Origin of the sequence: Pandoraea sp. 64-18 (assembly GCF_001899225.1) — a bacterium.
GTDB classification, from domain to species: Bacteria; Pseudomonadota; Gammaproteobacteria; order Burkholderiales; family Burkholderiaceae; genus Pandoraea; species Pandoraea cepalis.
Window position 1 is genome coordinate 245,568 of record NZ_MKVU01000020.1, and the last position, 21,217, is coordinate 266,784.

Here is a 21,217-nt window from a genome sequence, read left to right on the forward strand (position 1 = left end):
CGAACATCAGGTCGGACAGGCGATTGATGTACTGACGCGGCGCGGGGGCCACTGTCTCCTCGACGCCCAGCGCCACCATGGCGCGCTCCGCCCTTCGGGCAACGGTCCGGACCACGTGCGCCAGCGCTGCCGCGCGCGTGCCGCCCGGCAGGATGAACTCCTTGAGCGGCGGCAGATCGGCGTTGTAATGCGCCAGCCAGCCGTCGAGCCTGGCCACCTGGGCATCGCCGATCAGCGTGTGACGCGGCATGCTCAGTTCTCCGCCGAGATCGAACAGATCGTGCTGAACGTCGAGAAGCACGGCGCGCACGTCCGGCGGCAAGTCTTCACACAGCAGCACCCCGAGGTGCGAATTGGTCTCGTCGATCTCGCCGATGGCGACGATACGCGGGCTGAACTTGTCCACGCGCGCGCCGTCCCCGAGGCCGGTCTTGCCGCCGTCGCCCGTGCGCGTGACGATCTTGCTCAAACGATTCCCCATCTTCTGCTCTCTACCCCTTGCGGCATCGCTTGCCCGCCAGCACGCAATCCGGCTGCGGGGGCCACTTGCCTTCATCGATTGAAATGCGCCGCGCAGGCCCCGGATGGCCACTTTTCGGGCGATTCCGATGGCGCGCATTGGCGGCAAGTCCGTATGATATGACGCAAAGGGTGGGGAAAAACGCCGCCACAGCGTAAAATCCCCGCTCATAAGGCGTCAGGGCGTGCGCACCGAAGTATTGTCGTTGCACCCCATGCCCGAGACCCCGCCACCGATTTGGAGCCTGCCACCGCCGACCGGCGCTGGCCGCCCGGAGACCCGAAGGAGAAAGCCGTGAATCATCCCCACCTGCCGTTCGCCGCCAAGCGGGCGTTCCCCGACGTGCTGCTCATCGAGCTCCAAGCGCTGCTGGGCGAGCGCGTGAGCACGCAAGCGGCGCTGCGCGAACATCACGGCCGGGACGAGTCTCCGTTCGATCCCATGCTGCCCGATGCCGTCGCCTTCGCGCACAGCACCGACGAGGTGTCGCAGATCGTCAAGCTGTGCGCCAAATACAACGTCCCCATCATTCCGTACGGCGCGGGCTCGTCGCTGGAAGGTCACCTGCTCGCCGTCGAGGGCGGCCTGTCGCTCGACCTCTCGGAAATGAATCAGGTCGTCTCGATCAACGCCGAAGACCTGACCGTCACCACGCAACCGGGCATTTCGCGCAAGGCGCTCAATGAAGCACTGCGCGACACCGGCCTGTTCTTCCCGATCGACCCGGGCGCCGACGCCAGCATTGGCGGCATGTGCGCCACGCGCGCGTCGGGCACCAACGCCGTACGCTACGGCACGATGCGCGAAAACGTGCTGGCATTGACCGTCGTGCTCGCTGACGGCCGCGTGATCCACACCGGTACGCGCGCCCGCAAGTCCTCGGCCGGCTACGACCTGACGCGCCTGTTCGTCGGCAGCGAAGGCACGCTGGGCATCATTACCGAGGCGACGGTGCGTCTGTATCCGCAGCCCGAGGCTGTGTCCGCCGCGATCTGTGCGTTCCCCACCATGACGGACGCCGTGAACTGCGTCATTCAGACGATTCAGTTGGGTGTGCCGGTCGCTCGCGTCGAGTTCGTCGATGCGCTGGCCGTGCGCGCGATCAACAAGCATTCCAAGCTGACGCTGCCCGAGACGCAAACGCTGTTCTTCGAATTTCACGGCAGCGATGCGGGCGTGAAGGAGCAAGCGCAAACCGTCGAGGAACTGGCCAAGGACAACGGCGGTACCGGTTTCGAATGGGCCACCCGCACGGAAGACCGCAACCGTCTGTGGAGCGCGCGGCATAGCGCGTACTTTGCAATGCTGCAACTCCGGCCAGGCTGCCGCGCGGTGACCACGGACGTTTGTGTGCCGATCTCGCGTCTGGCCGAGTGTGTGGGCGAAACCGAGCAAGACCTGCGGGCGTCGAGTTTGCCCTGCCCGATCGTGGGACACGTGGGCGATGGCAATTTCCACGTCGCTATCCTCATCGATCCGGCCAAGCCTGAAGAGATCGAGGAGGCCGAACAACTCAACCAGCGCATCGTCGAGCGAGCAATTCGCATGGGCGGCACATGCACTGGCGAACATGGCGTCGGCCTGCACAAGATGGGCTTCCTCGTGACCGAGCATGGCGAAGGCGCGATCGACGTCATGCGGGCGATCAAGACTTCGCTCGATCCGCACAATCTGCTCAATCCGGGCAAGATTTTCCAGCTGCACCCGGCGATCTGAACGCCGCATGAACGCCCCCGCCACCCCGCAAGGTCAATCCGGCCCGCTTCCGGCGGGTGCCGCGACCGAGAATGCCGACGCCCTGACCACGCGCCAGCGTCACTTGCTCGATGCGCTCGCGCAGATCCTGCCGCCGCATTGCATTCTGCATCGACGCGAAGACACCACACCGTACGAGTGCGACGGTCTCGCCGCGTATCGTCGTGTGCCGCTCGCCGTTGTGCTGCCCGAGTCGGAATCGCAGGTGCAGCGCATTCTGCAGGCGTGTCATCAGCTCGGCATCCCGGTCGTGCCGCGCGGCGCGGGCACCAGCCTGTCCGGCGGGGCGATGCCCATCTCCGACGGCCTGGTGCTCTCGCTTGCCAAGTTCAAGAAGATCGTCGAAGTCGATCCCTATGCGCGCACTGCCACGGTGCAGCCCGGCGTTCGCAATCTGGCGATCTCGGAAGCCGCCGCACCTTATGGCCTGTATTACGCGCCGGATCCGTCGTCGCAGATCGCCTGCACCATCGGTGGCAACATCGCGGAGAATTCCGGCGGCGTGCACTGCCTGAAGTACGGATTGACCGTGCACAACGTGCTGCGCGTGCGCGCCATCACGATGTCCGGCGAGGCCATCGAATTCGGCTCGCTTGGCCCCGATGCGCCAGGACTCGATCTGCTGTCGGTCTTCATCGGCAGCGAGGGCATGTTCGGCGTGGTCACCGAAATCACCGTCAAGCTGGTGCCCAAGGCGCAGACGGCACAGATCATCATGGCGAGCTTCGACGACGTGGAGACCGGCGGCAACGCCGTGGCCGCGATCATCGCGGCGGGCATCATCCCGGCGGGCCTGGAAATGATGGACAAGCCGGCCACCCAGGCCGTCGAGTCGTTTGTGCACGCCGGTTACGACCTCGAAGCGGCCGCCATCCTGTTGTGCGAATCGGATGGCACACCGGAAGAAGTCGCCGAGGAAATCATGCGCATCTCCCACGTGCTGCGCACCTCGGGCGCGACACGGCTACAGATTTCCCGCAGTGAAGAGGAGCGTCTGCGCTTCTGGTCGGGACGCAAGAACGCATTCCCCGCGGCCGGGCGCATATCGCCGGACTATTACTGCATGGACGGCACGATTCCGCGCCGTGCGATTGGGACCTTACTCAAACGCATCGAAGGTCTGGAACAACAGTACGGATTGCGCTGTATTAACGTCTTTCACGCGGGAGACGGCAATATGCATCCGCTCATTCTTTTCAACGGCAACGACCTCGACGAGTGGCACCGTGCCGAGGCGTTCGGCAGCGACATTCTCGAAGCCTGTGTCGAACTCGGCGGCACGATCACAGGTGAGCACGGCGTGGGCATCGAGAAGATCAACTCGATGTGCGTGCAGTTCTCGCCCGACGAGCGCGACGCGTTCTTCGGGGTGAAGCGCGCCTTCGATCCGGTCGGGCTGCTCAATCCCGACAAGGGGATCCCTACGCGCGCGCGTTGTGCCGAATACGGCAAGCTGCATGTGCGTGGCGGTCTGTTACCGCATCCCGACCTGCCGAGGTTCTGACATGCGAGCGCTGTCGGAATGGCTGCCACACGATTGGCGGCAGCGGCTCTACATCATCATCTTCGAGGCCGACACGCGCGAAGGGCGGCTCTTCGACATTGCGCTGCTCATCGCCATCGTGCTGTCGGTGCTCACGGTCATCGTGTCGAGCGTGCCGGCCGTTCAAGCCACGGCCTCGCTGCCGATGGCGATCCTCGAGTGGTTCTTCACGCTGCTCTTCACGGCCGAGTACCTCGCGCGGCTGCTCAGTGCGCACCGGCCGCTACGTTACGCGCTGTCCTTTTACGGCATCATCGACCTGCTCGCAATCCTGCCGACCTACCTGGCGATTCTGGTGCCCGAGCTGCATGGCCTGATCGACGTGCGCCTGCTGCGCCTGATGCGTGCGTTCCGGATTCTCAAGCTCACGGCGTATGTGAACGAAGCCGGCGTGCTCAGCATTGCGCTCTACAACGCGCGCCGCAAGATCCTCGTGTTTCTCGGGTTCATCTCGATCATCGTGGTGATCTTCGGCACGCTCATGCATATCATCGAGGGGCCGGAACATGGCTTCACGAGCATTCCGGTCGGCATCTATTGGGCCATCGTCACGCTCACGACCACTGGCTATGGCGACGTGGTGCCCGTCACCGGACTGGGCAAGGCGATCACCGGCTTCGTCATGTTGCTGGGCTACAGCGTGATTGCGATTCCCACCGGCATCATGGGTGCCGAAATTCATTCGGCCATGCGCAAGAAGGCGATCACCACGCGCACCTGCCATCAGTGCCACACCGAAGGGCACGACCCCGACGCCCGCTACTGCAAGGATTGCGGCAGCGAGCTGGGGCCTTATCAATCCGACCTGCCACCGCCGCCAGAACCCAGCTGATGACCGATACGAACGACACTCTCGAGCACTTCCGCGCCGTCATCGAGCACGCCACGGCGCACCGCGCGCCCCTCCAATTGCGGGGGGGCGGCACCAAGGCGTGGTACGGCCAGCAACGCGTGGGCGACGTGCTGGACACGCGCGACTACAGTGGCATCGTCGCCTATGACCCGGCGGAACTGGTCATCACCGCCCGCTGCGGCACGCCACTGGCCGACATTGAAGCAGCGCTCGCAGAACGCAATCAGTTGCTGCCGTTCGAGCCGCCCTATTTCGGCCACGGCGCGACCCTCGGCGGTGCGGTGGCCGCCGGGCTTGCCGGGCCGCGCCGCAGTGCCGTGGGTGCCGTGCGCGACTTCGTGCTCGGGGCCAAATTGATGGACGGTCGGGGTCATGTGCTGAACTTCGGCGGGCAGGTGATGAAAAACGTCGCCGGTTACGACGTCTCGCGCATGCTCGCCGGTTCGCTCGGCACGCTGGGCCTCATTCTCGAGGTGTCGCTCAAGGTGCTGCCGCAACCGTTTGCCGAGCTGACGCTGCAATTCGAAATGAACGCCATCGACGCCGTGCGCAAGCTCAACGAATGGGGCGGGCAACCGCTGCCGATCACCGGCAGCGCGTGGCGCAACGACTTGCTGGTGATTCGTCTGGCGGGCGCGTCGGCGGGGATCAAGGCCGCGCGTGTAAAGATGGGCGGGGAGCTGGTCGACGCCATTCATGCGGCCAAGTTCTGGCACGCCATCCGCGAGCAGACCGACAACTTCTTCGCCGACGCGGGACCCGGGCAGGCGCTGTGGCGCCTGGCGGTGCCTTCGACGGCCGAGCCGCACCGGCTGCCGGGCAAGCAACTCATCGAGTGGGGCGGCGCACAGCGCTGGTGGATCACCGACGCCGACGCGCAAATCGTGCGCTCGGCGGCACGGCAGGACGGCGGGCACGCCACGCTCTTCCGCTACGGCGAACCTGGCGTGAGCGTCTTCACGCCGCTGCCCGCACCGGTCATGCGCATTCACCGCAATCTAAAGTCGGTGTTCGACCCCGCCGGTATCTTCAATCCGGGACGGATGTATCCGGAGTTCTGAGCAGGATGCCCCCGCGGGGGCGCCAAGTCCGGTAATCTCGCTCGGTGCGCTCAACGCTTCGTGTCGAGCAATCGCGCGATCTCGGACGCGAGCGTGCGCACCGCCGCGTCGACCTCACGCGTGAACGGCTGCCCGCCGTTGATGCGCAGAAAGTGGTCGTAGCGTGCCGAGTTGGAAAACAGGCTACCCGGCGCTACGCGAATCCCCTTGGCGAGTGCAGCGTCGAACAGTAACTCCGAGCTGACACCGCCCGGCATCTCGACCCACAGACTCAATCCGCCCGCGGGCAACGTCAGTCGCGTGCCCGCAGGGAAGTAGGTCGCGATCGCTTCGGCCATCGCCGCACGATGCTCGCGCAACTGGGCGCGCAAATGCCGCAGATGGCGGTCATAGCGCGGCGAGTCGATAAACTCGCCCATCGCGATCTGGGCGAGCGCTTCGTTGGGACGCGTCTGCGCGTACTTCAACATCTCCACGCGCCCCTGCCACTTGCCGCCCGCGATCCAGCCCAACCGCATGCCCGGCGCCAGCGTCTTGTGCAGCGATGCGCAATGAATCACATTGCCGGTCGTATCCCAGGAACGAACGGCGGCCGGCACGTTACCGTCGTCGCCCAGCGCCGAATAGGTGTCGTCTTCGATGATCGCAATCCCGCGCGACGCCGCCCACTTCACAAGCCGTGCCTTGTGCGAATCGGGCATCACCGACCCGAGCGGATTCTGGAAATGCGGCACGACGATGATCGCCTTGATGTTGTCGTAGGTCTCGCTTGCCAGTTCGAGCGCTTCGAGTGAGATGCCGGTCTGCGGACTCGTGGGAATTTCGAGTGCGCGCATGCCCATACTCTCCAGCGTCTGCAACAGCGCGTAATACGTGGGCGACTCGACGGCAACCACGTCGCCCGCGCCAGCCACCGCACGCAGCGCGAGATTGATCGCTTCGATACAGCCATGCGTGACGACGATCTCCTCGGGATTGACGTGCATGCGCGCTTCCAGGGCTCGCCGCGCAATCGCCGCGCGAAAACGGGCTTCGCCACCGCCTGGCGGCGGGGTGCCATAGAGCATCGGGTGATCGCGCAAGGCCCGAATCGTGGCCTGGCGCAACGCGTTGACCGGATAGAGCGACGGCGAACCGTGGGCCACGGCGAGATTGATTTTGACGTCCGCCTGAAGCCCTCGCGCGAGGATCGACGACACACGCTGGTTGATGCCCACATATTGCAGCAGATCGGGCATCCACGGCCGCGGCTCGGCCACGGGTACGAGACTCGCCCGCGCACGTGCGCGCACGAAGTAGCCCGAGCGGGGACGCGCCTCGAGCAGGCCCTGCGCCTCCAGATGACGGCACATCTGCAGCGCCGTCGACAAGCTGACCTGATGCCGCTCCATCAACGTGCGAACACTCGGCATGCGGTCGCCCGGCGCGAGCGTACCCACGTCGATGGCATGTCGATAGTGACCCGCGAGTCGGCGGTAGAGGGGCACGCGCTCCCGCGGGACGGCCACGGGTGGGGGCCTCGGAACGTCCGAGGTCAGCGATGTGTCGTCCGCGGCAGCGAGAGGGGGAGGGAGAGTGGCGGCATCCATGCGCAGATGATCGTGCATCGCACGTGACCATAACAGATACAGATTCAGCGATTCTTGATCGTAACAGATTGCCGGGGACCCTTCTGTTGCGGGCGAAACCGGGTAACTGTGTGCCTACCGGGGCGGCGCGGCGGTCGATAGGCTGTCCTTACCCGTTCAACGCCCCGGAGTCCCACATGGCCAAGCCCCCCTTCCCGCCGCCGTCCGCATTGCCTTCGCTGTCTCCCCTGCGCCCTGACGCCCGTCTTGCGCGAAGTCACGGCGATGCCAGCTCACCAGGAGAACGCGTTGCCCTTTCTCGTGTCCCCTCCCATCCGGCCGGCATGGACGGCGCCACGTCCGGCACACGAGCGTTCCCTCTCGCGCTGGCGCGTGGGCAAGCGTTTCATGCGTATGCAAGCCGTGGCACGGTATTCCATGTCCAGCTAGGTCAGGTGGCGGTCAGCCTCGCGCCGCGCTGGCTGTCGGGGGGTGTCTGGCGAGAGGCCATCGCGCTGAGTGCCGGGCAGGTGTACGTGGTGGAGACGTCCGGCTGGCTGGCGCTGAGCAGCGACGTCGGCGCGCAGCTGGCACTGCGCGAGGGGGCGAGCCCGACACGTCGCCTTGCCGAGTCGCGGGGGGCCATCGTGCGTCAATGGCAGCGGATTCTCGAGCGCTTCGGGCGCTGAACCGATCCGCGCGATAGCCTGTCCGGGGCGACCCGGTCAGGCCACGGCGCCGCTCAAGCGGGGAGCCGTTTCTCGATATCGGCGCGAATGTCCTCGGGCTTCGCCGTCGGAGCATAGCGCGCCACGACCTGCCCCGTCGCATCCACGAGGAACTTCGTGAAATTCCATTTGATTGCCTTCGTGCCCAGCACACCGGGCTTCTCCCGCGTGAGGTAGGCGTAGAGCGGCGCGGCGTCGGGCCCTTTGACGTCGACCTTGGCGAACATCGGGAACGTGACGTGAAAACGCAGATCGCAGAAGCTGCGAATGGCTTGCGCGTCGCCCGGCTCCTGCTTGCCGAACTGATTGCACGGGAACGCGAGGACTTCGAACCCGCGCGGGCCAAGCTGTTCGTATAGCGCTTGCAGGCCGGCGTACTGCGGCGTGAACCCGCACTCGCTCGCCGTGTTGACGATGAGCAGCACCTTGCCGCGATAATGCGACAGACTGACGGTCTCGCCCGCGAGCGTCTGGACGGAAAAATCGTAAACTGTCTGCGAATTCGCGCTCATCTCTGGCTCCGAGTGATGGTTGGCACCGCGCAGTCTGCCACAAGCCGCGCGCCGGCGCCGTGCCGCGTGCGTTGTGCCTTCCCGTCCGGAACCCCGGCGCGGGTAGCACCTCGTTTTTCCCGGGTAGCACCTCGCGTGCGGGCACGGCTATAATCGTTGATCCGCAACGCCGTTGCAACGCGCCCCCGCGCCACAGACACCCCCTCACTGACGCTCCGCCCTGCCTCATGTCGACCATCGCCGCGAATCTCGACGACGTGCTCTCCCGCATTGCCCACGCCACCACCGCCGCCGGCCGGCCAGCGGACAGCGTGCGCTTGCTCGCCGTCTCGAAGACCTTTGGCGCCGATGCCGTACGCGACGCGCTCGCGGCTGGCCAGCGGGCATTCGGCGAGAACTATGTGCAGGAGGCGCTCGACAAGATCGCCGCGTTGTCCGGCGAGACGGTCAATGGCGAACCGCTCGAATGGCATTTCATCGGCCCACTGCAAAGCAACAAGACGCGGCCGGTGGCCGAACACTTCGACTGGGTGCATTCGGTCGACCGCCTGAAGATCGCCGAGCGCCTGAGTGCGCAGCGACCGGCAGACCTCCCGCCCTTGCAGGTGTGCCTGCAGGTCAACATCAGCGGCGAAGCCAGCAAGAGCGGCGTAGCGCCTGCCGACGTGCCCGCCGTGGCACGCGCCATCGCGGCGCTGCCGAATTTACGATTGCGCGGCCTGATGGCGATTCCCGAGCCTGAAGCCGATCCGGCCCGCCAACGCGCACCGTTCAAGGCCGTGCGCGATGTGTTCAACGCCTTGCGCGCCGACGGTCTGCCGCTCGACACGCTGTCGATGGGCATGTCGGGCGATCTCGAGGCGGCGATTGCCGAGGGTGCGACAATGGTGCGAATCGGCACCGCGATTTTCGGCGCACGCGATTATGGCTCACGCGCCTGATCGCGGCGCGCCCTGGCGGTGAGCGCGCTTTGACGACTCGCCGCGGCAAAAGGTAACGACGGTAACGACTCACGCAACGCAAAGGATGGTTATGAGAATTGCATTCATCGGCGGCGGCAACATGGCCAATGCCCTGATCGGCGGACTCGTCAAGCGCGGCACGGCCCCGCGCGACATTCTCGCGATCGACGTCAACGAATCGACGCGCGACGGTCTCGTCAAGCAGTACGGTGTCGACACGGCCAGCGCGCCCAACGATCGCCTGCGCGATTACGACACGATCGTGCTGGCCGTCAAACCGCAAGTGCTCAAGGACGTCGCACAAGCGCTCCAGCCGCACCTGATCGGTCAATTGGTGATCAGCATCGCGGCGGGCATTCGCGCGTCCGATCTCGCGCGTTGGCTCGGCGGCCACAATCAGATCGTGCGTTGCATGCCGAACACCCCCGCCTTGATCGGCATGGGCATCACGGGTCTGGCAGCCTTGTCGGGGGTGGATTCGGACCAGCGCAAGCGCGCCGAGACCGTGCTCGGTGCGGCCGGCCAGATCGTCTGGGTGGAGAAGGAAAGCCAGCTCGACGCCGTGACGGCCATCTCGGGCAGCGGTCCGGCATACGTGTTCTATTTCATCGAAGCGCTGGAGCAAGCCGCGAACGAGCTGGGCTTTTCGCCCGAGCAGGCACGTCAGTTGGCCATCGCCACGTTTACCGGCGCGTCGCAACTGGCGGCGCAGTCGAGCGAACCCGCGAGCGTGCTGCGCGAGCGTGTGACGTCCAAGGGCGGCACGACGTTTGCTGCCCTCAGCTCGTTCGAGCGCGACGCCATCAAGGCGGCAATCGTGCGCGGCGTGCATGCGGCCAATACCCGCGCCAAGGAACTTGGCGACGAGTTGGGCGACGCCTGAGCGGAACGGCCGACGGATTCGCCGGTCTGCCGGAACGAAAAACGGACCGCATGCGGTCCGTTTTTCATTTCACCGGTCGTCGTTCGCGCCGACCTTCCCATCGACACGCCAACCTATGCCCGCGCGGCCAACAAGTAGTGGCCCGCGATGCCTGCGAACACGGCGGCACCGAGCCAGTTGTTGTGACGGAAGGCGGCAAAACAAGGCATGCGCTCGCGTGCGCGAATCAGGAAGTAGTGATAGATCGCGAAGCTCACCGCCACCGCCATGCCGAGCCAGAACGGCCAGCCGAAGCCGAGATACACGCCCACCCCCGCCTGAATGCCGAGCGCCCCTGCATAGCAGAGCATGATCGCCAATACGTCGAAGCGTCCGAACGTGATCGCCGAGGTCTTGATGCCGATCTTCAGGTCGTCGTCGCGATCGACCATTGCGTATTCGGTGTCGTAGGCGACCGACCAGAATACATTCGAGAGCAGCAGCACCCATGCGATGACCGGTACCTGATCCTGCACTGCGGCGAAGGCCATCGGAATGCCGAAACCGAAGGCCACGCCGAGATACGCCTGCGGAATCGCCAGAAAGCGCTTGGTGAACGGATAGGTGCCCGCCACGAACAGGGCCGGGATCGAGAGCCACTTGGTCAGCGCGTTGAGCGGCAGGATCAGCAAAAAGCTCGCCAGCGCGAGCGTGGCCGCCACGGCCACCGCTTCCCAGGCACGAATGCGTCCCGACGTGATCGGCCGCTCCTTCGTGCGTTTGACGTACCTGTCGAAGTCGCGGTCGGCGTAATCGTTGATGGCGCAACCCGCCGAGCGCATCAGGAACGTGCCGAGCGTAAAGATCGCGAGCAGCCAGAGGTCGGGATGCCCATTCGAAGCGATCCACAGCGCCGCAAGCGTTGGCCACAGCAGCAGCACGGTGCCGATCGGCTTATCGAGACGAACGAGGCGGAAATACAGCGGGAGACGTTGAGCGAGCAACATGAGCGTTACACAGAAAGACCGGTGGCGCCATTGTAGGCCACCGGCCTGAGGCGCGACAATCGACGCGCCCCGAACGTCACCAGATCCAGAACATCAACAGCCAGAGCCAGTTGACCAGCGCCAGCGCCGCCACGACACCCGCCATCCCGGCCAGACGCCGCCCCAGCGAGCGCGCATGCCGCCCGGTCACGCGCCAGCCAAGCCACAGGCTCCACAACGTGGTCGCGGCGAGGATCGCAGCGCGCACATCGTTCGCCCAGTACACCGGCAGATGCTCGGCGCGCAGCAGGCTGATCGTCGTGGCCGACAGACCGATGAACACCCCGGCCCCGGCAATCGGAATCAACGACTGCACCAGGTGATTGAATCGCGAGGTCTGCCACGGCCCCATCGCCCGGTTCGCCAGCGCGAAGATCGTCGTGAACGCCAAGCCCAGCAGCAGACCGTTGCCGAGGATGTACGTGACGACCATGCCGCCGTCGAGCCATGAGAAGACGTCGCTCTGTGCGGGGTAGTTGGTAAAGACGAACCACGGCGCGTTCGTCGCGAACGGCCACATGATGTCGCGGTCGATGAGCCATGTGGCGAGCATCGTCTTGGTCGCCACGAACCACGGATTCACCGTCCAGTGGAAGGCGCCGATGGCCACGCCAAGCAGGCCATACATGACGAGCACGCTGTCCCACACACTGTTGTTCTCCGTCGCGCCGAACTTCACGATCTCGTCGCTCGGCGAGCGGCCCGTGAGCGCGATGGCGTCGCGATGCCCGGCGCAGCGCCCGCACATATGGCATTGCGCGCCGCCCTTCATGTTGCGCAGCGGCACGAGCGGCGCGCAATTGACCGGGATGATCTTGTGGCCGTTGGTGTGATACGAGCGACGCCACGCTTCTTCGTTGACCTTGAAGTGGAACGGTGCCAGACGCGCGAGCAGCGAGAACACGCCGTTGACCGGGCACAGGTACTTGCACCACACGCGTTTGTCGCGGCCGTAGAAATAGCCGATCACCATCGCGCCGATGGTGGAACCGCCGAGTACCAGCAACACGGCCTTCGGATATTGGTAGACGCTGACCATCTGGCCGTAGAGCGTGGTACCCGCAAAGGCCACGAACGGCCAGCCGCCCCAGCGCATCCAGCGTGGAATGGCGCGACCGCGTCCGTGACGGCTCGCGAATTCCGAGAGCGTGCCTTCCGGGCACAGCACCCCGCACCATACGCGGCCCATCAAGACCATGCTGATGAGCACAAACGGCCACCAGATGCCCCAGAAAGTGAACTGCGCGAAGACGGTGAGGTTATTGAGGATGTGCGCCGTCTCGTCGGGCAGCGGCAACATGACCGGCACCACGATGAGGAACGCGTACACGAGCACGATGCCCCACTGCACGCCACGAATCAGCTTGCCATGGCGTTGCATCCAAAGCCCTGCGCGGGCCAGTCGGTTCGGGACAGGTATGGCGATGCTCATGCTCAACTCGTACGTCGGGGAAACAACCTTGTCAGGCTGGCGGACCTTGCCAATGCCGGAGCGCTTGTGACGCTGGCACCGACCGGTCCGAACAGACCGTTGTCGTGCACCGGCGAGATTTGCGCCCCCGATGCCTGCGGCCCGCTCAAGCGGGCCTGGCCTGCTTGAGCGGCCCATCAGCCCGCTTGAGCAAGGCCCAGACGAACAGCCAATAGATGCCGTACACCAATAGATTCATGCCGGACGGATGCGCGCGATAGCCGGTCAACGTGGCGACGAGACTGCCGAACGGGCTGGTGTCGTCGAGCAGTGCGGAGGTATCCCACAGTTGATCGACCAGCGTCGGCACCAGCTCGAGCGAGATCAGGCGATCGAGCCCGGACTCCAGCAGCCCGGCGGCGAGGAACAGCAGCATGATTTCGGTCACGCGAAAGAACAGGCGCCACGAGAAGATCTTTCCGCCCAGTTGCAGCAGCCAGAACGTGGCGAGTGCCAGGGCGAAACCGATCAGCACCGCGAGCCACATCGATGGCGGCACGCTGCCTTGCTGGCCGAAGCCGATGCCGTACAGGAAGATGGTCGTCTCGCTGCCTTCGCGGGCAATGGCCAGCGCCACCAGCACGAGCACGCCCCACCAGGTGCCCTGATCCTGGTTCTTGCGCAGCGACGATTCCATGTCGCGTTTGAGCGTTCGCCCGTGGCGCTTCATCCAGAAGACCATCTGCACGATCAGCACGCAGGCGACCAGCACCATGGCCGTCTGGAAGTAGTCCTGCGCGTCGCCCGAGAGCACCTCGGTAAAACCAACGAGAGCGGCGCCCAGCGCCACGGCCGCCGCAATCCCGAGCGCCACACCGCCCCACAGATAAGGCAGGCCGCGCTTGGCACCGTGCTCCGGGTTGGCCAGCCAGGCATGGAGAATGCCGACAACCAGCAATGCCTCGACGCTTTCGCGCCAGACGATGAACATGACCTGACCCATCGTTTGATTCCTCTCGTGATGCGTGTCTTACCGACTATCCAGAACGACTTCCGCCCGCTTACTTGGCAACGATCACGCCTTGTGCCTGCTGGTGAAAATCGTCGAAAAACTTGTACTCGCCCGGCTGCAGCGGCGCGATCACCACGAACGACTGCGCACCCGGTGCCAACACCTTCTCCTTGCGAAGTTGCAGACTCTCGAACTCGACAGCGTTCGTGCCGGTGTTGTGCACTTCAATCTTGATGCGCTTGCCGGCCGGCACCTCGATGCGCGCCGGGTTGAGCTTGCCGTTGTTCATTTCCAGCCTGAAGGTTGGCAAGTCGTCCGCGCGCGCGAGCGACGGCCCCGCCAGCACGAACAAAGTCGCCACCACGGCTGTCATCGTGGCCAGCAGGCGCGCGATGCGCTGATTCATTCTTCCGCTCCAAACGAAAACAGCGCCGGCCCGCAGGCCAACGCCGAGTCAAATTCATGCGGGCGACTTAGTACCCGCCCTTCTTGCCAATTCCCGAGAAAGTGAAATCCACTTCCTTGGTCACCGGCTTGAACCACGGACCCACGCCGGTTTCCTTGTCGACGTGACGGCCAAAGCACCACGGGCCCATGCCCCCGTGCGCCGCGTGGGCGTCGGCGGCGGGCATGCCGCCCATCTTGCAGCCGAACGCCTGCAGCGTGCCCGGTGCGTTGACGACCATCGTCAGCTTGTACTTGCCGACACCGGCCAGCTTGACGTTATCGCCGTAGTGCGGACCATCGCTCGCGACCATCGGCATCATCAACCCTTCGATGGATGCGCCCTCGGGGGTCTTGCCGTCGCTCTTCATCTTTTGCAGCTTGTACGTGATTTCCAGCCCGGGAATCCAGTCGCCTTCGGCGTAACCGTTCGGGTTCTTGGCAATCGCATGAATATCCGCTTCGAGGTGGATGTCCGACTTGGCGGCGTCGCGCATCATGCCGGCCGGTTCCATCGAGATCGGTTGGAGATACACCGTGTTGATCTCCATGCCCGCCACATTCAGCGGCTTACCAATGGGAAATTCGGCGGCATTCGCCAGGGTGGCTGCACCGACGAACAGCGCCGCAGCCACGAGGGATTTCACGCGCATACACACTCCAGATTGACAAAGAAGTTAATGCAAACAATTCTCAGTAATTTTAGCACTAACACATTCGTCAGACAAACCACGAAGTCAAGGCAACACGGGGATGAACGGGAAATTCGAGCACAGCGCGAGCGCCAGCGGGCGCGCGGCGCGATTCTTGGCCGACGTTTACGAAAAATTACTGGGCGATGCTCAGGGCAACACGCCCCCCCGGTCGATCTTGCGGGCGAGCACGACCGACGTTGTCGTCCGCGTGACGCCGTCGATCTCGCCGATGGTGTCGAGCAGCGCGTCGAGCTGGTCTGCCGACGCCGCGTGCAGCCATGCCACGTAATCGAACTCGCCGCTGACGGTGCACAGCAGGTGAATCTCGGGCATCTTGTTCAGGCGCCGCAACACGTCGCGCCCGGAGCGCGGTTGCACGCTGATGCCGACACAGGCCTGCAACCCGCCTCCGGCGGCGTCCTGCCCGAGTCGTACCGTATAGCCGGCGATCACGCCCGCCAGCTCTAGCCTCGCCAGGCGGGCCACCACGGTCGTGCGCGCCACGCCGAGACGGCGCGCCAGATTGGCCGTGCTCTCGCGCGCATTGACCCGCAGCAGGGCGAGCAGGTTACGGTCGAGTTCGTCGAGGGCGGTCGCGGACAGCGTCATCGGATTTCGCCTTGAATGTCACGGTTGGAATGGCAAAGCGCGATTATAGAACCAGGAACCGCGCCGCCGCGCTCGGCGCTTCCCGACTGCCCAACCGTCCGACGCCCCCCCCCCGACGTCAAGAGATACGATGACACGCAGACAAAATCCGTCCTCATCAACCCGCCGTTGAGGCCGCCTCACGCGGCGTGCGGTTGCTTGCCCCACCGGCCAGAATCCCCTTTAACCCTTTCCCCGACAAGGCGAAAGCCAAGGGTATCCCCCCAATCCTCCGCTATTGACAACGCCGTATCGCGATGCGCAAAATCGCATCACTTATATGACGACGTACAAGAAAGACCCACCACAGTGATTGCGGGTGCCGTGACCGCAATGGACTGCCTGGCGCGTCGGCCCCGAACGTCACCGGAGACAGGCGCTTGCCATGCATTTCTCGTTGAATTTCGCCCCACTGCTCCCCTACTGGCCAGTATTCCTGGATGGCGCGTGGCTCACGCTGAAGATGACGGTGATGTCGGTTGTCCTCGGCACCGTCGTCGGTACGCTCGTGGCCTTTGCCAAGCGCAGCCGCCACCGCTGGCTCTCCCGCCTGTGCGGCATTTATATCGAAGCGGTGCGCAACACACCGTTCCTCGTCCAGATCTTTCTACTGTATTTCGGCCTGGCCAGCGTAGGCGTGCACATGCCGACGTTCGCCGCGTCGGTCATTGCGATGGTGATCAACATCGGCGCGTACGCGGCGGAGATCATTCGCGCGGGGCTCGAATCGGTGCCGCGCGGTCAGATCGAGGCCGCCGAGTGCCTGGGGCTGCCGAAATGGCGCATCGCGTGGCACGTCATGCTGCAACCGTCCATCGAAAAGGTCTATCCGGCGCTCACCACCCAGTTCATTTTGATGATGCAGGCCTCGGCCATGGCGTCGCAGATTTCCGCCGAGGAACTGACGGCCGTGGCGAATACCGTGCAGTCGGACACGTTCCGCTCGCTCGAAACCTATATCGTCGTGGCCGCCCTCTATCTGTGCCTCTCGCTGCTGGTCAAGCTCGTGGCGTGGGCCGCCGGCGAGTACTTCTTCAAGCGCCGCCGCATCGTGCGACGCGCCGCCGCGCAGACCGCTCAGGCCGCACGCCGTCGGGCGGCCGCGTCGCGCGCCGCCGGCCTGAACGCCCCGGGCAACGCCGGCACGCCGGGCGCTTCAGGCACATCCGGTACCAACGCCGCGCAACGGAGCGCCTCATGATGGGCAATTTTTCCTGGACCTATTTCAACTATCTGGTGCAGTCCATCGGCTGGACACTCGTGCTCTCGCTCATCGCATTCGTCCTCGGCAGCGCGGGCGGCTTTGTCGTGATGCTCGGACGCATCTCGCCGCGCCGATGGCTGCGCTTGCCTGCGCAAGTGTTCATCGAGGCAATTCAGGGCATTCCGCTGCTGATCCTGCTGTTCATCGTCTACTTCGGCCTGTCGGTGTATGGCTTCGAGTTACCCGCCATCGTGGCGGCCGCGCTGGCATTGATGGTGTACACCAGCGCCTACCTGGGCGACATCTGGCGCGGCTGCGTCGAAGCGATGCCGCGGGCGCAGTGGGAGGCCGCGGAGTGCCTGTCGCTCTCGCGCTGGCAGACGCTGCGTCTGGTCATCATTCCGCAGGCGGTGCGCCTGTCGCTGCCACCGACCATCGGCTTCCTGGTGCAGATCATCAAGATGACGTCGCTCGCGTCGGTGATCGGCTTCGTGGAGCTGACGCGCGCCGGACAGATCATCAACAACTCGATTTTCCAACCCTTCCTCGTGTTCTCGTTGGTCGGGGTGTTTTATTTCGTGCTGTGCTACCCGCTCTCGCGCTGGAGCGCATCACTGGAGGACAAGCTCAATGTCGGCAATCGTTAAGGTCAACCAGATTCACAAGCGCTTTGGCGACAACCCGGTGCTCAAGGGCGTGTCATTCGAAGTTGAACGCGGCCAGATGGTGGCGGTCATCGGCGCCAGCGGCTCGGGCAAGAGTACGGCCCTGCGCTGCATCGATCGTCTGGAGACCATCGACGAAGGCTCCATCGAAGTGTGCGGCATTCGCGTGGAAGATCCGCACATCGACCTGCATCAATTGCGCCGCGAAGTCGGCATCGTCTTCCAGAGCTACAACCTGTTCCCACACCTGAACGTGCGCGAGAACATCATGCTCGCGCTGCGGCACGTCAAGCGCATGGCGCGCAGCGAAGCGCAAGACGTGGCCAAGCGCGTGCTCGATCAGGTGGGACTGTCGGACAAGGCCGAGAGCTATCCCGAGCAACTCTCGGGCGGCCAGCAGCAGCGCGTGGCCATTGCGCGCTCGCTCGCCATGTCGCCGAAGGTCATGCTGTTCGACGAAGTGACGTCGGCGCTCGACCCGCAGCTTACGGGCGAGGTGCTGCGCGTCATGGAAGACCTCGCGGCGAACGGCATGACGATGGTGCTCGTCACGCACGAAATGGCATTCGCCAAGCGCGTCGCCGACCAGATCATCTACATGCATCAGGGCAAGGTGTGGGAAGTCGGTCCGGGCGACATGCTCGACAACCCGCAAACGCCCGAACTGCGTGCATTCCTCGCCAACGGCCTGTAGTCCGGCCACGCAAGACAATCCATTATTCCAAGGAGACACCCGCATGAAACTCAAGACGTTCCTCACCCAAGCTTGCGCCGCCGCTCTGCTCGGCGCCGTGGCGCATGCTGCCCTCGCCGACCAGCTCGACGACATCAAGAAGGCAGGCAAGATCCGCGTCGCCATCGCCATGGGCACGCCGCTGTACTCGTATGCCGACGCGAACCTGCAACCGGTGGGCTCGGACGTCGAAACGGCCAAGCTGCTGGCACAGGATCTGGGGGTGAAGCTCGACATTGTGTCCGTGACGAACGCCGCACGCATCCCCACGCTGCAGTCGAACCGCGCCGATATCGTGGTGGCCGATCTCGCGATCTCGCCGGAGCGTGAGAAGGTGATCGATTTTTCGATGCCGTACGCGGTCATCTCGATCATCGTCGGCGGCCCCAAGAGCATGTTCATCAAGGGCTATGACGACCTGAACGGCAAGCGCATCGGTCTCACGCGCGCGACCGTCAACGACACGCTCACCACGCAGAACGCCAAGGGTGCGCAGATCGTGCGCTACGAAGACGACGCGACACTCATCACGTCGATGGTGACCGGTCAGGTCGACATCTTCTCGAGCACGCCGTCGAATCTCGGCGAGATGCAAAAGCGCGCCCCGGAGAAGAACCTCGAACTGAAGTTTGCGCAGACGGAATTCAATCTGGGCATCGCGCTCAACAAGAATCAGCCGGCGCTCAAGGATTGGATCAACCATTGGGTGAAGACCAATCTGAAGAACGGCAAGCTCAACGCGATCTACAAGAAGTACCACGGTCGCGATCTGCCGGAGAGCGTGATCAAGGGCGCGGCGTAAGACCGCTGCCGCCTGCGGCGAATGGCCGTCGATGCTCTGGCGTCGACGGCCGCGACACGATGTCGCACCGCCTTCGCACGGGAATCGCTGGTCGCGCCGGAGGGAACGCGGTAAGTTAGCGGATTGCCTTCGACCCGTTCCCCGGCTGCACGCCCTCCGATGACTGCCCGCTCCGCTTTCCCGATCTTCGCTGTCCCGCGTGTCGTACGACTCGCGCCACTCCCGCCATTCCCGCCATTCCCGCCACTCCCGCTTGTCGCCCGCCGACGCCGGGTTGCGCCAACGCTCGCGCTGCTCGGCGCGCTGAGCGCGCTCGCGTCGCCCGCCATGGCCGCTGGCGACGTGGAAGCCGGCAAGGCAATGTTCGCGGCACGCTGTGCGTCGTGCCATGCGGTCGGGCCCATGGCGACGTCGGGCTTCGGCCCGCAACTCAACCGCGTCGTCAACCGCCGCGCGGGCAGCCTGCCGGACTACGATTACTCAACGGCGATGAAGCAGTCCGGCATTGTGTGGGATGACAAGACACTCGCCACCTTCATTGCCAATCCGGGCAAAACCGTGCCGGGAACGAAGATGCGCTTCTGGGGCATCGGAAACGAGCGCAAGGTGGCCGACTTGCTGGCCTACCTGCACACGTTCAAGTAACGCGCGACGGCCATCGCCCGCAAGCGTGCCTCAGGCCTCGACGAGGCTCACACCGGCTCGTTCCAGCAGGCGTTGATTGCGCGACGAAAGGTTGACGAAGCGCACGTTTCGACCCGACGTCCGATAACGCTCCCTGAGCGTCTCGAACGCCACGATGGCCGAGTGATCCGCCACGTGCAGAGACCGGCAATCCACAACGATCCGGCGGACATCGGACAACGGCTGGAACAGGTCCTGGAAATTGGCGGTCGACGCAAAGAACAGCGTGCCATGAAGCACATAGGTACGGGCGTCGTCGCCGTTCTCTTGCACGTCGGCACGAATGTCGCGGGCATGCTGCCAGGCGAAGTTGAGTGCGGCGATAACAATGCCACACATCACCGCGACGGCCAGATCCGTGAACACGGTGATGACCGTCACCGCGACGATCACGAGGGCGTCGTTTCGAGGCACTTTGCCGAGTACGCGAAGTGAGCCCCAGGCGAACGTCTGCTGGGCGACGACAAACATCACACCGACGAGCGCCGCCAGCGGAATGCGCTCGATGAGCGGTGACAGGCAAAGCACGAACAGCAGGATCATGATGCCAGCCGTCGCCCCCGAAACGCGGCTGCGTCCGCCCGAACTCAGGTTAATCATGGTCTGGCCGATCATGGCGCAACCGCCCATGCCCCCGAACATTCCAGATACGACATTCGACGCGCCAAGCGCGAGGCATTCTCGATTCGGACGGCCGCGCGTTTGCGTGATCTCGTCGGTGAGATTGAAGGTGAGCAGCGTCTCCAGCAAACCGACCATCGCCATGAGCGATGCGTACGGGAAGACGACCCGCAACGTCTCCAGATCGAAAGGCACTTGCGGCAGATGGAGCGACGGGAGTGCCCCGGCAATGTGCGCCATGTCGCCGAGCGTACGCGTGGGCAGGTGCAGTCCTTGGCTGAAGAGCCCGACGCCAACGATGGCGACGAGCGCGGGCGGCACGGCCTTCGTGAGGCGTGGCAGCCCATAGACGATCAGCATCGTGAGCGCAACCAGCGCGCACATGATTGCCAGCGGTGTGCCTTGCAGCCAGACGTCGCCGTGCGGCGTGGCTCGCTTGAAATGTGCCAGCTGCGCCATGGCGATGACAATCGCGAGCCCATTCACGAAACCGATCATCACCGGGTGCGGCACCATGCGAATCAGCTTGCCGAGACGCAACAGGCCGAAGAGCATCATGAGCACGCCGCCCAGAACGACGGTCGCCAGCAGATATTGCACGCCGTGCTGGATGACCAGTGCGACGATGACCACCGCCATCGATCCGGCCGCCCCCGAGATCATGCCGGGACGACCGCCGAAGATGGCGGTGAGCGCGCAGACGATGAAGGCCCCGTAGAGGCCCATGAGCGGATTGACTTGAGCGACCAGCGCGAAGGCGATGCACTCGGGCACTAGCGCGAACGCCGTGGTCAGACCGGCAAGCACGTTGCCGGGGAGATTCGGGAGCCACTGCTCCCGAAGTGTTTGAGACTTCATAAAATAACGTTCCGCATGGGACGCGCATTT

The 21,217-nt window shown here is 64.4% G+C and carries 22 protein-coding genes; 12 read left to right on the forward strand and 10 right to left on the reverse strand.

Annotation, left to right across the window (positions count from 1 at the left end; genetic code table 11):
* Positions 1 to 481: cob(I)yrinic acid a,c-diamide adenosyltransferase (locus tag BGP02_RS18160; protein WP_286798938.1), on the reverse strand; the 481-nt coding region annotated here is incomplete at its 3' end.
* A gap of 333 nt (positions 482 to 814) precedes the next feature.
* On the opposite strand from BGP02_RS18160, the gene BGP02_RS18165 reads away from it, so the two are divergent.
* The 4 genes from BGP02_RS18165 to glcE are packed head-to-tail and all read left to right on the forward strand — an operon-like array spanning position 815 to position 5,732.
* Positions 815 to 2,236 (forward strand): FAD-binding oxidoreductase, encoded by a 1,422-nt coding sequence (locus BGP02_RS18165; RefSeq protein ID WP_286798939.1) that lies wholly within the window; start codon positions 815 to 817, stop codon positions 2,234 to 2,236.
* Between the two features lie 7 nt (positions 2,237 to 2,243).
* Entirely contained in the window at positions 2,244 to 3,779 is a 1,536-nt protein-coding gene (locus BGP02_RS18170) for an FAD-linked oxidase C-terminal domain-containing protein (RefSeq protein ID WP_017235823.1), read from the forward strand.
* A gap of 1 nt (position 3,780) precedes the next feature.
* Positions 3,781 to 4,650, forward strand: coding sequence for an ion transporter (locus tag BGP02_RS18175; protein WP_017235824.1), 870 nt, complete (start codon positions 3,781 to 3,783; stop codon positions 4,648 to 4,650).
* Positions 4,650 to 5,732: a glycolate oxidase subunit GlcE gene (gene glcE, locus BGP02_RS18180; protein ID WP_150550739.1), complete on the forward strand. Its 1,083-nt coding sequence runs from the start codon at positions 4,650 to 4,652 to the stop codon at positions 5,730 to 5,732. Before BGP02_RS18175 ends, glcE begins: the two co-directional genes overlap by 1 nt.
* Positions 5,733 to 5,782: 50 nt before the next feature.
* Here glcE and BGP02_RS18185 read toward each other — a convergent pair whose 3' ends face one another.
* Complete coding sequence (locus BGP02_RS18185; RefSeq protein WP_502688492.1) at positions 5,783 to 7,321, reverse strand: aminotransferase-like domain-containing protein; 1,539 nt, start codon at positions 7,319 to 7,321, stop codon at positions 5,783 to 5,785.
* A gap of 176 nt (positions 7,322 to 7,497) precedes the next feature.
* Between BGP02_RS18185 and BGP02_RS18190 the strand changes: the two genes are divergently transcribed.
* Complete coding sequence (locus tag BGP02_RS18190; RefSeq protein ID WP_261938030.1) at positions 7,498 to 7,989, forward strand: hypothetical protein; 492 nt, start codon at positions 7,498 to 7,500, stop codon at positions 7,987 to 7,989.
* A 53-nt stretch (positions 7,990 to 8,042) separates the two neighbouring features.
* On the opposite strand, the gene BGP02_RS18195 is transcribed toward BGP02_RS18190, so the two are convergent.
* Positions 8,043 to 8,540, reverse strand: a complete 498-nt coding sequence (locus BGP02_RS18195) for a glutathione peroxidase (protein ID WP_017235829.1) — start codon at positions 8,538 to 8,540, stop codon at positions 8,043 to 8,045.
* Between the two features lie 227 nt (positions 8,541 to 8,767).
* On the opposite strand from BGP02_RS18195, the gene BGP02_RS18200 reads away from it, so the two are divergent.
* Positions 8,768 to 9,481: a YggS family pyridoxal phosphate-dependent enzyme gene (locus BGP02_RS18200; RefSeq protein ID WP_286798941.1), complete on the forward strand. Its 714-nt coding sequence runs from the start codon at positions 8,768 to 8,770 to the stop codon at positions 9,479 to 9,481.
* 91 nt (positions 9,482 to 9,572) lie between these two features.
* Entirely contained in the window at positions 9,573 to 10,385 is an 813-nt protein-coding gene (gene proC / locus BGP02_RS18205; protein ID WP_017235831.1) for a pyrroline-5-carboxylate reductase, read from the forward strand.
* Between the two features lie 113 nt (positions 10,386 to 10,498).
* On the opposite strand, the gene ubiA is transcribed toward proC, so the two are convergent.
* The 6 genes from ubiA to BGP02_RS18235 all read right to left on the reverse strand — a co-directional run bounded on the left by ubiA (position 10,499) and on the right by BGP02_RS18235 (position 15,581).
* Positions 10,499 to 11,371 carry a 4-hydroxybenzoate octaprenyltransferase gene (ubiA, locus tag BGP02_RS18210; protein ID WP_017235832.1) on the reverse strand — a complete coding sequence of 291 codons (873 nt, stop codon included), beginning with the start codon at positions 11,369 to 11,371 and terminating at the stop codon, positions 10,499 to 10,501.
* Positions 11,372 to 11,447: 76 nt separating this feature from the next.
* Complete coding sequence (locus BGP02_RS18215) at positions 11,448 to 12,791, reverse strand: 4Fe-4S binding protein (protein ID WP_286799088.1); 1,344 nt, start codon at positions 12,789 to 12,791, stop codon at positions 11,448 to 11,450.
* 196 nt (positions 12,792 to 12,987) lie between these two features.
* Positions 12,988 to 13,824 carry an FTR1 family iron permease gene (locus tag BGP02_RS18220; protein ID WP_017235834.1) on the reverse strand — a complete coding sequence of 279 codons (837 nt, stop codon included), beginning with the start codon at positions 13,822 to 13,824 and terminating at the stop codon, positions 12,988 to 12,990.
* Positions 13,825 to 13,882: 58 nt separating this feature from the next.
* Positions 13,883 to 14,206: a cupredoxin domain-containing protein gene (locus tag BGP02_RS18225; RefSeq protein ID WP_051060359.1), complete on the reverse strand. Its 324-nt coding sequence runs from the start codon at positions 14,204 to 14,206 to the stop codon at positions 13,883 to 13,885.
* 100 nt (positions 14,207 to 14,306) lie between these two features.
* The gene (locus tag BGP02_RS18230; RefSeq protein ID WP_017235836.1) at positions 14,307 to 14,930 is read right to left on the reverse strand and encodes an iron transporter; all 624 of its coding nucleotides are present in this window, start codon (positions 14,928 to 14,930) and stop codon (positions 14,307 to 14,309) included.
* A gap of 189 nt (positions 14,931 to 15,119) precedes the next feature.
* Positions 15,120 to 15,581: an Lrp/AsnC family transcriptional regulator gene (locus BGP02_RS18235; RefSeq protein ID WP_268566857.1), complete on the reverse strand. Its 462-nt coding sequence runs from the start codon at positions 15,579 to 15,581 to the stop codon at positions 15,120 to 15,122.
* Between the two features lie 424 nt (positions 15,582 to 16,005).
* Here BGP02_RS18235 and BGP02_RS18240 point away from each other — a divergent pair, with 424 nt between their 5' ends.
* The 5 genes from BGP02_RS18240 to BGP02_RS18260 all read left to right on the forward strand — a co-directional run bounded on the left by BGP02_RS18240 (position 16,006) and on the right by BGP02_RS18260 (position 19,669).
* Complete coding sequence (locus tag BGP02_RS18240) at positions 16,006 to 16,821, forward strand: amino acid ABC transporter permease (protein WP_286798943.1); 816 nt, start codon at positions 16,006 to 16,008, stop codon at positions 16,819 to 16,821.
* Positions 16,818 to 17,471 carry an amino acid ABC transporter permease gene (locus BGP02_RS18245; protein WP_017232991.1) on the forward strand — a complete coding sequence of 218 codons (654 nt, stop codon included), beginning with the start codon at positions 16,818 to 16,820 and terminating at the stop codon, positions 17,469 to 17,471. The genes BGP02_RS18240 and BGP02_RS18245 overlap by 4 nt, the downstream gene beginning before the upstream one ends.
* The gene (locus tag BGP02_RS18250) at positions 17,455 to 18,183 is read left to right on the forward strand and encodes an amino acid ABC transporter ATP-binding protein (RefSeq protein WP_017232990.1); all 729 of its coding nucleotides are present in this window, start codon (positions 17,455 to 17,457) and stop codon (positions 18,181 to 18,183) included. Before BGP02_RS18245 ends, BGP02_RS18250 begins: the two co-directional genes overlap by 17 nt.
* A gap of 43 nt (positions 18,184 to 18,226) precedes the next feature.
* Complete coding sequence (locus BGP02_RS18255) at positions 18,227 to 19,024, forward strand: transporter substrate-binding domain-containing protein (protein WP_286798944.1); 798 nt, start codon at positions 18,227 to 18,229, stop codon at positions 19,022 to 19,024.
* A 159-nt stretch (positions 19,025 to 19,183) separates the two neighbouring features.
* Positions 19,184 to 19,669: a c-type cytochrome gene (locus BGP02_RS18260; protein WP_353744117.1), complete on the forward strand. Its 486-nt coding sequence runs from the start codon at positions 19,184 to 19,186 to the stop codon at positions 19,667 to 19,669.
* Positions 19,670 to 19,699: 30 nt separating this feature from the next.
* Here BGP02_RS18260 and BGP02_RS18265 read toward each other — a convergent pair whose 3' ends face one another.
* Positions 19,700 to 21,187 (reverse strand): SulP family inorganic anion transporter, encoded by a 1,488-nt coding sequence (locus BGP02_RS18265; RefSeq protein WP_286798945.1) that lies wholly within the window; start codon positions 21,185 to 21,187, stop codon positions 19,700 to 19,702.
* Positions 21,188 to 21,217 lie beyond the last annotated feature (30 nt).

Excerpts from the sequence above, each read along its gene's own strand:
- BGP02_RS18235 (WP_268566857.1), bottom strand. The coding sequence starts at position 15,581 with ATGACGCTGTCCGCGACCGCCCTCGACGAACTCGACCGTAACCTGCTC.
- glcE (WP_150550739.1), top strand. The coding sequence starts at position 4,650 with ATGACCGATACGAACGACACTCTCGAGCACTTCCGCGCCGTCATCGAG.
- BGP02_RS18195 (WP_017235829.1), bottom strand. The coding sequence starts at position 8,540 with ATGAGCGCGAATTCGCAGACAGTTTACGATTTTTCCGTCCAGACGCTC.
- BGP02_RS18170 (WP_017235823.1), top strand. The coding sequence starts at position 2,244 with ATGAACGCCCCCGCCACCCCGCAAGGTCAATCCGGCCCGCTTCCGGCG.
- BGP02_RS18250 (WP_017232990.1), top strand. The coding sequence starts at position 17,455 with ATGTCGGCAATCGTTAAGGTCAACCAGATTCACAAGCGCTTTGGCGAC.
- BGP02_RS18260 (WP_353744117.1), top strand. The coding sequence starts at position 19,184 with ATGACTGCCCGCTCCGCTTTCCCGATCTTCGCTGTCCCGCGTGTCGTA.
- BGP02_RS18255 (WP_286798944.1), top strand. The coding sequence starts at position 18,227 with ATGAAACTCAAGACGTTCCTCACCCAAGCTTGCGCCGCCGCTCTGCTC.
- BGP02_RS18215 (WP_286799088.1), bottom strand. The coding sequence starts at position 12,791 with ATGCAACGCCATGGCAAGCTGATTCGTGGCGTGCAGTGGGGCATCGTG.
- ubiA (WP_017235832.1), bottom strand. The coding sequence starts at position 11,371 with ATGTTGCTCGCTCAACGTCTCCCGCTGTATTTCCGCCTCGTTCGTCTC.
- BGP02_RS18265 (WP_286798945.1), bottom strand. The coding sequence starts at position 21,187 with ATGAAGTCTCAAACACTTCGGGAGCAGTGGCTCCCGAATCTCCCCGGC.
- BGP02_RS18175 (WP_017235824.1), top strand. The coding sequence starts at position 3,781 with ATGCGAGCGCTGTCGGAATGGCTGCCACACGATTGGCGGCAGCGGCTC.
- BGP02_RS18185 (WP_502688492.1), bottom strand. The coding sequence starts at position 7,321 with ATGGATGCCGCCACTCTCCCTCCCCCTCTCGCTGCCGCGGACGACACA.
- BGP02_RS18200 (WP_286798941.1), top strand. The coding sequence starts at position 8,768 with ATGTCGACCATCGCCGCGAATCTCGACGACGTGCTCTCCCGCATTGCC.
- BGP02_RS18225 (WP_051060359.1), bottom strand. The coding sequence starts at position 14,206 with ATGACAGCCGTGGTGGCGACTTTGTTCGTGCTGGCGGGGCCGTCGCTC.
- BGP02_RS18220 (WP_017235834.1), bottom strand. The coding sequence starts at position 13,824 with ATGGGTCAGGTCATGTTCATCGTCTGGCGCGAAAGCGTCGAGGCATTG.
- BGP02_RS18230 (WP_017235836.1), bottom strand. The coding sequence starts at position 14,930 with ATGCGCGTGAAATCCCTCGTGGCTGCGGCGCTGTTCGTCGGTGCAGCC.
- proC (WP_017235831.1), top strand. The coding sequence starts at position 9,573 with ATGAGAATTGCATTCATCGGCGGCGGCAACATGGCCAATGCCCTGATC.
- BGP02_RS18240 (WP_286798943.1), top strand. The coding sequence starts at position 16,006 with ATGCATTTCTCGTTGAATTTCGCCCCACTGCTCCCCTACTGGCCAGTA.
- BGP02_RS18245 (WP_017232991.1), top strand. The coding sequence starts at position 16,818 with ATGATGGGCAATTTTTCCTGGACCTATTTCAACTATCTGGTGCAGTCC.
- BGP02_RS18190 (WP_261938030.1), top strand. The coding sequence starts at position 7,498 with ATGGCCAAGCCCCCCTTCCCGCCGCCGTCCGCATTGCCTTCGCTGTCT.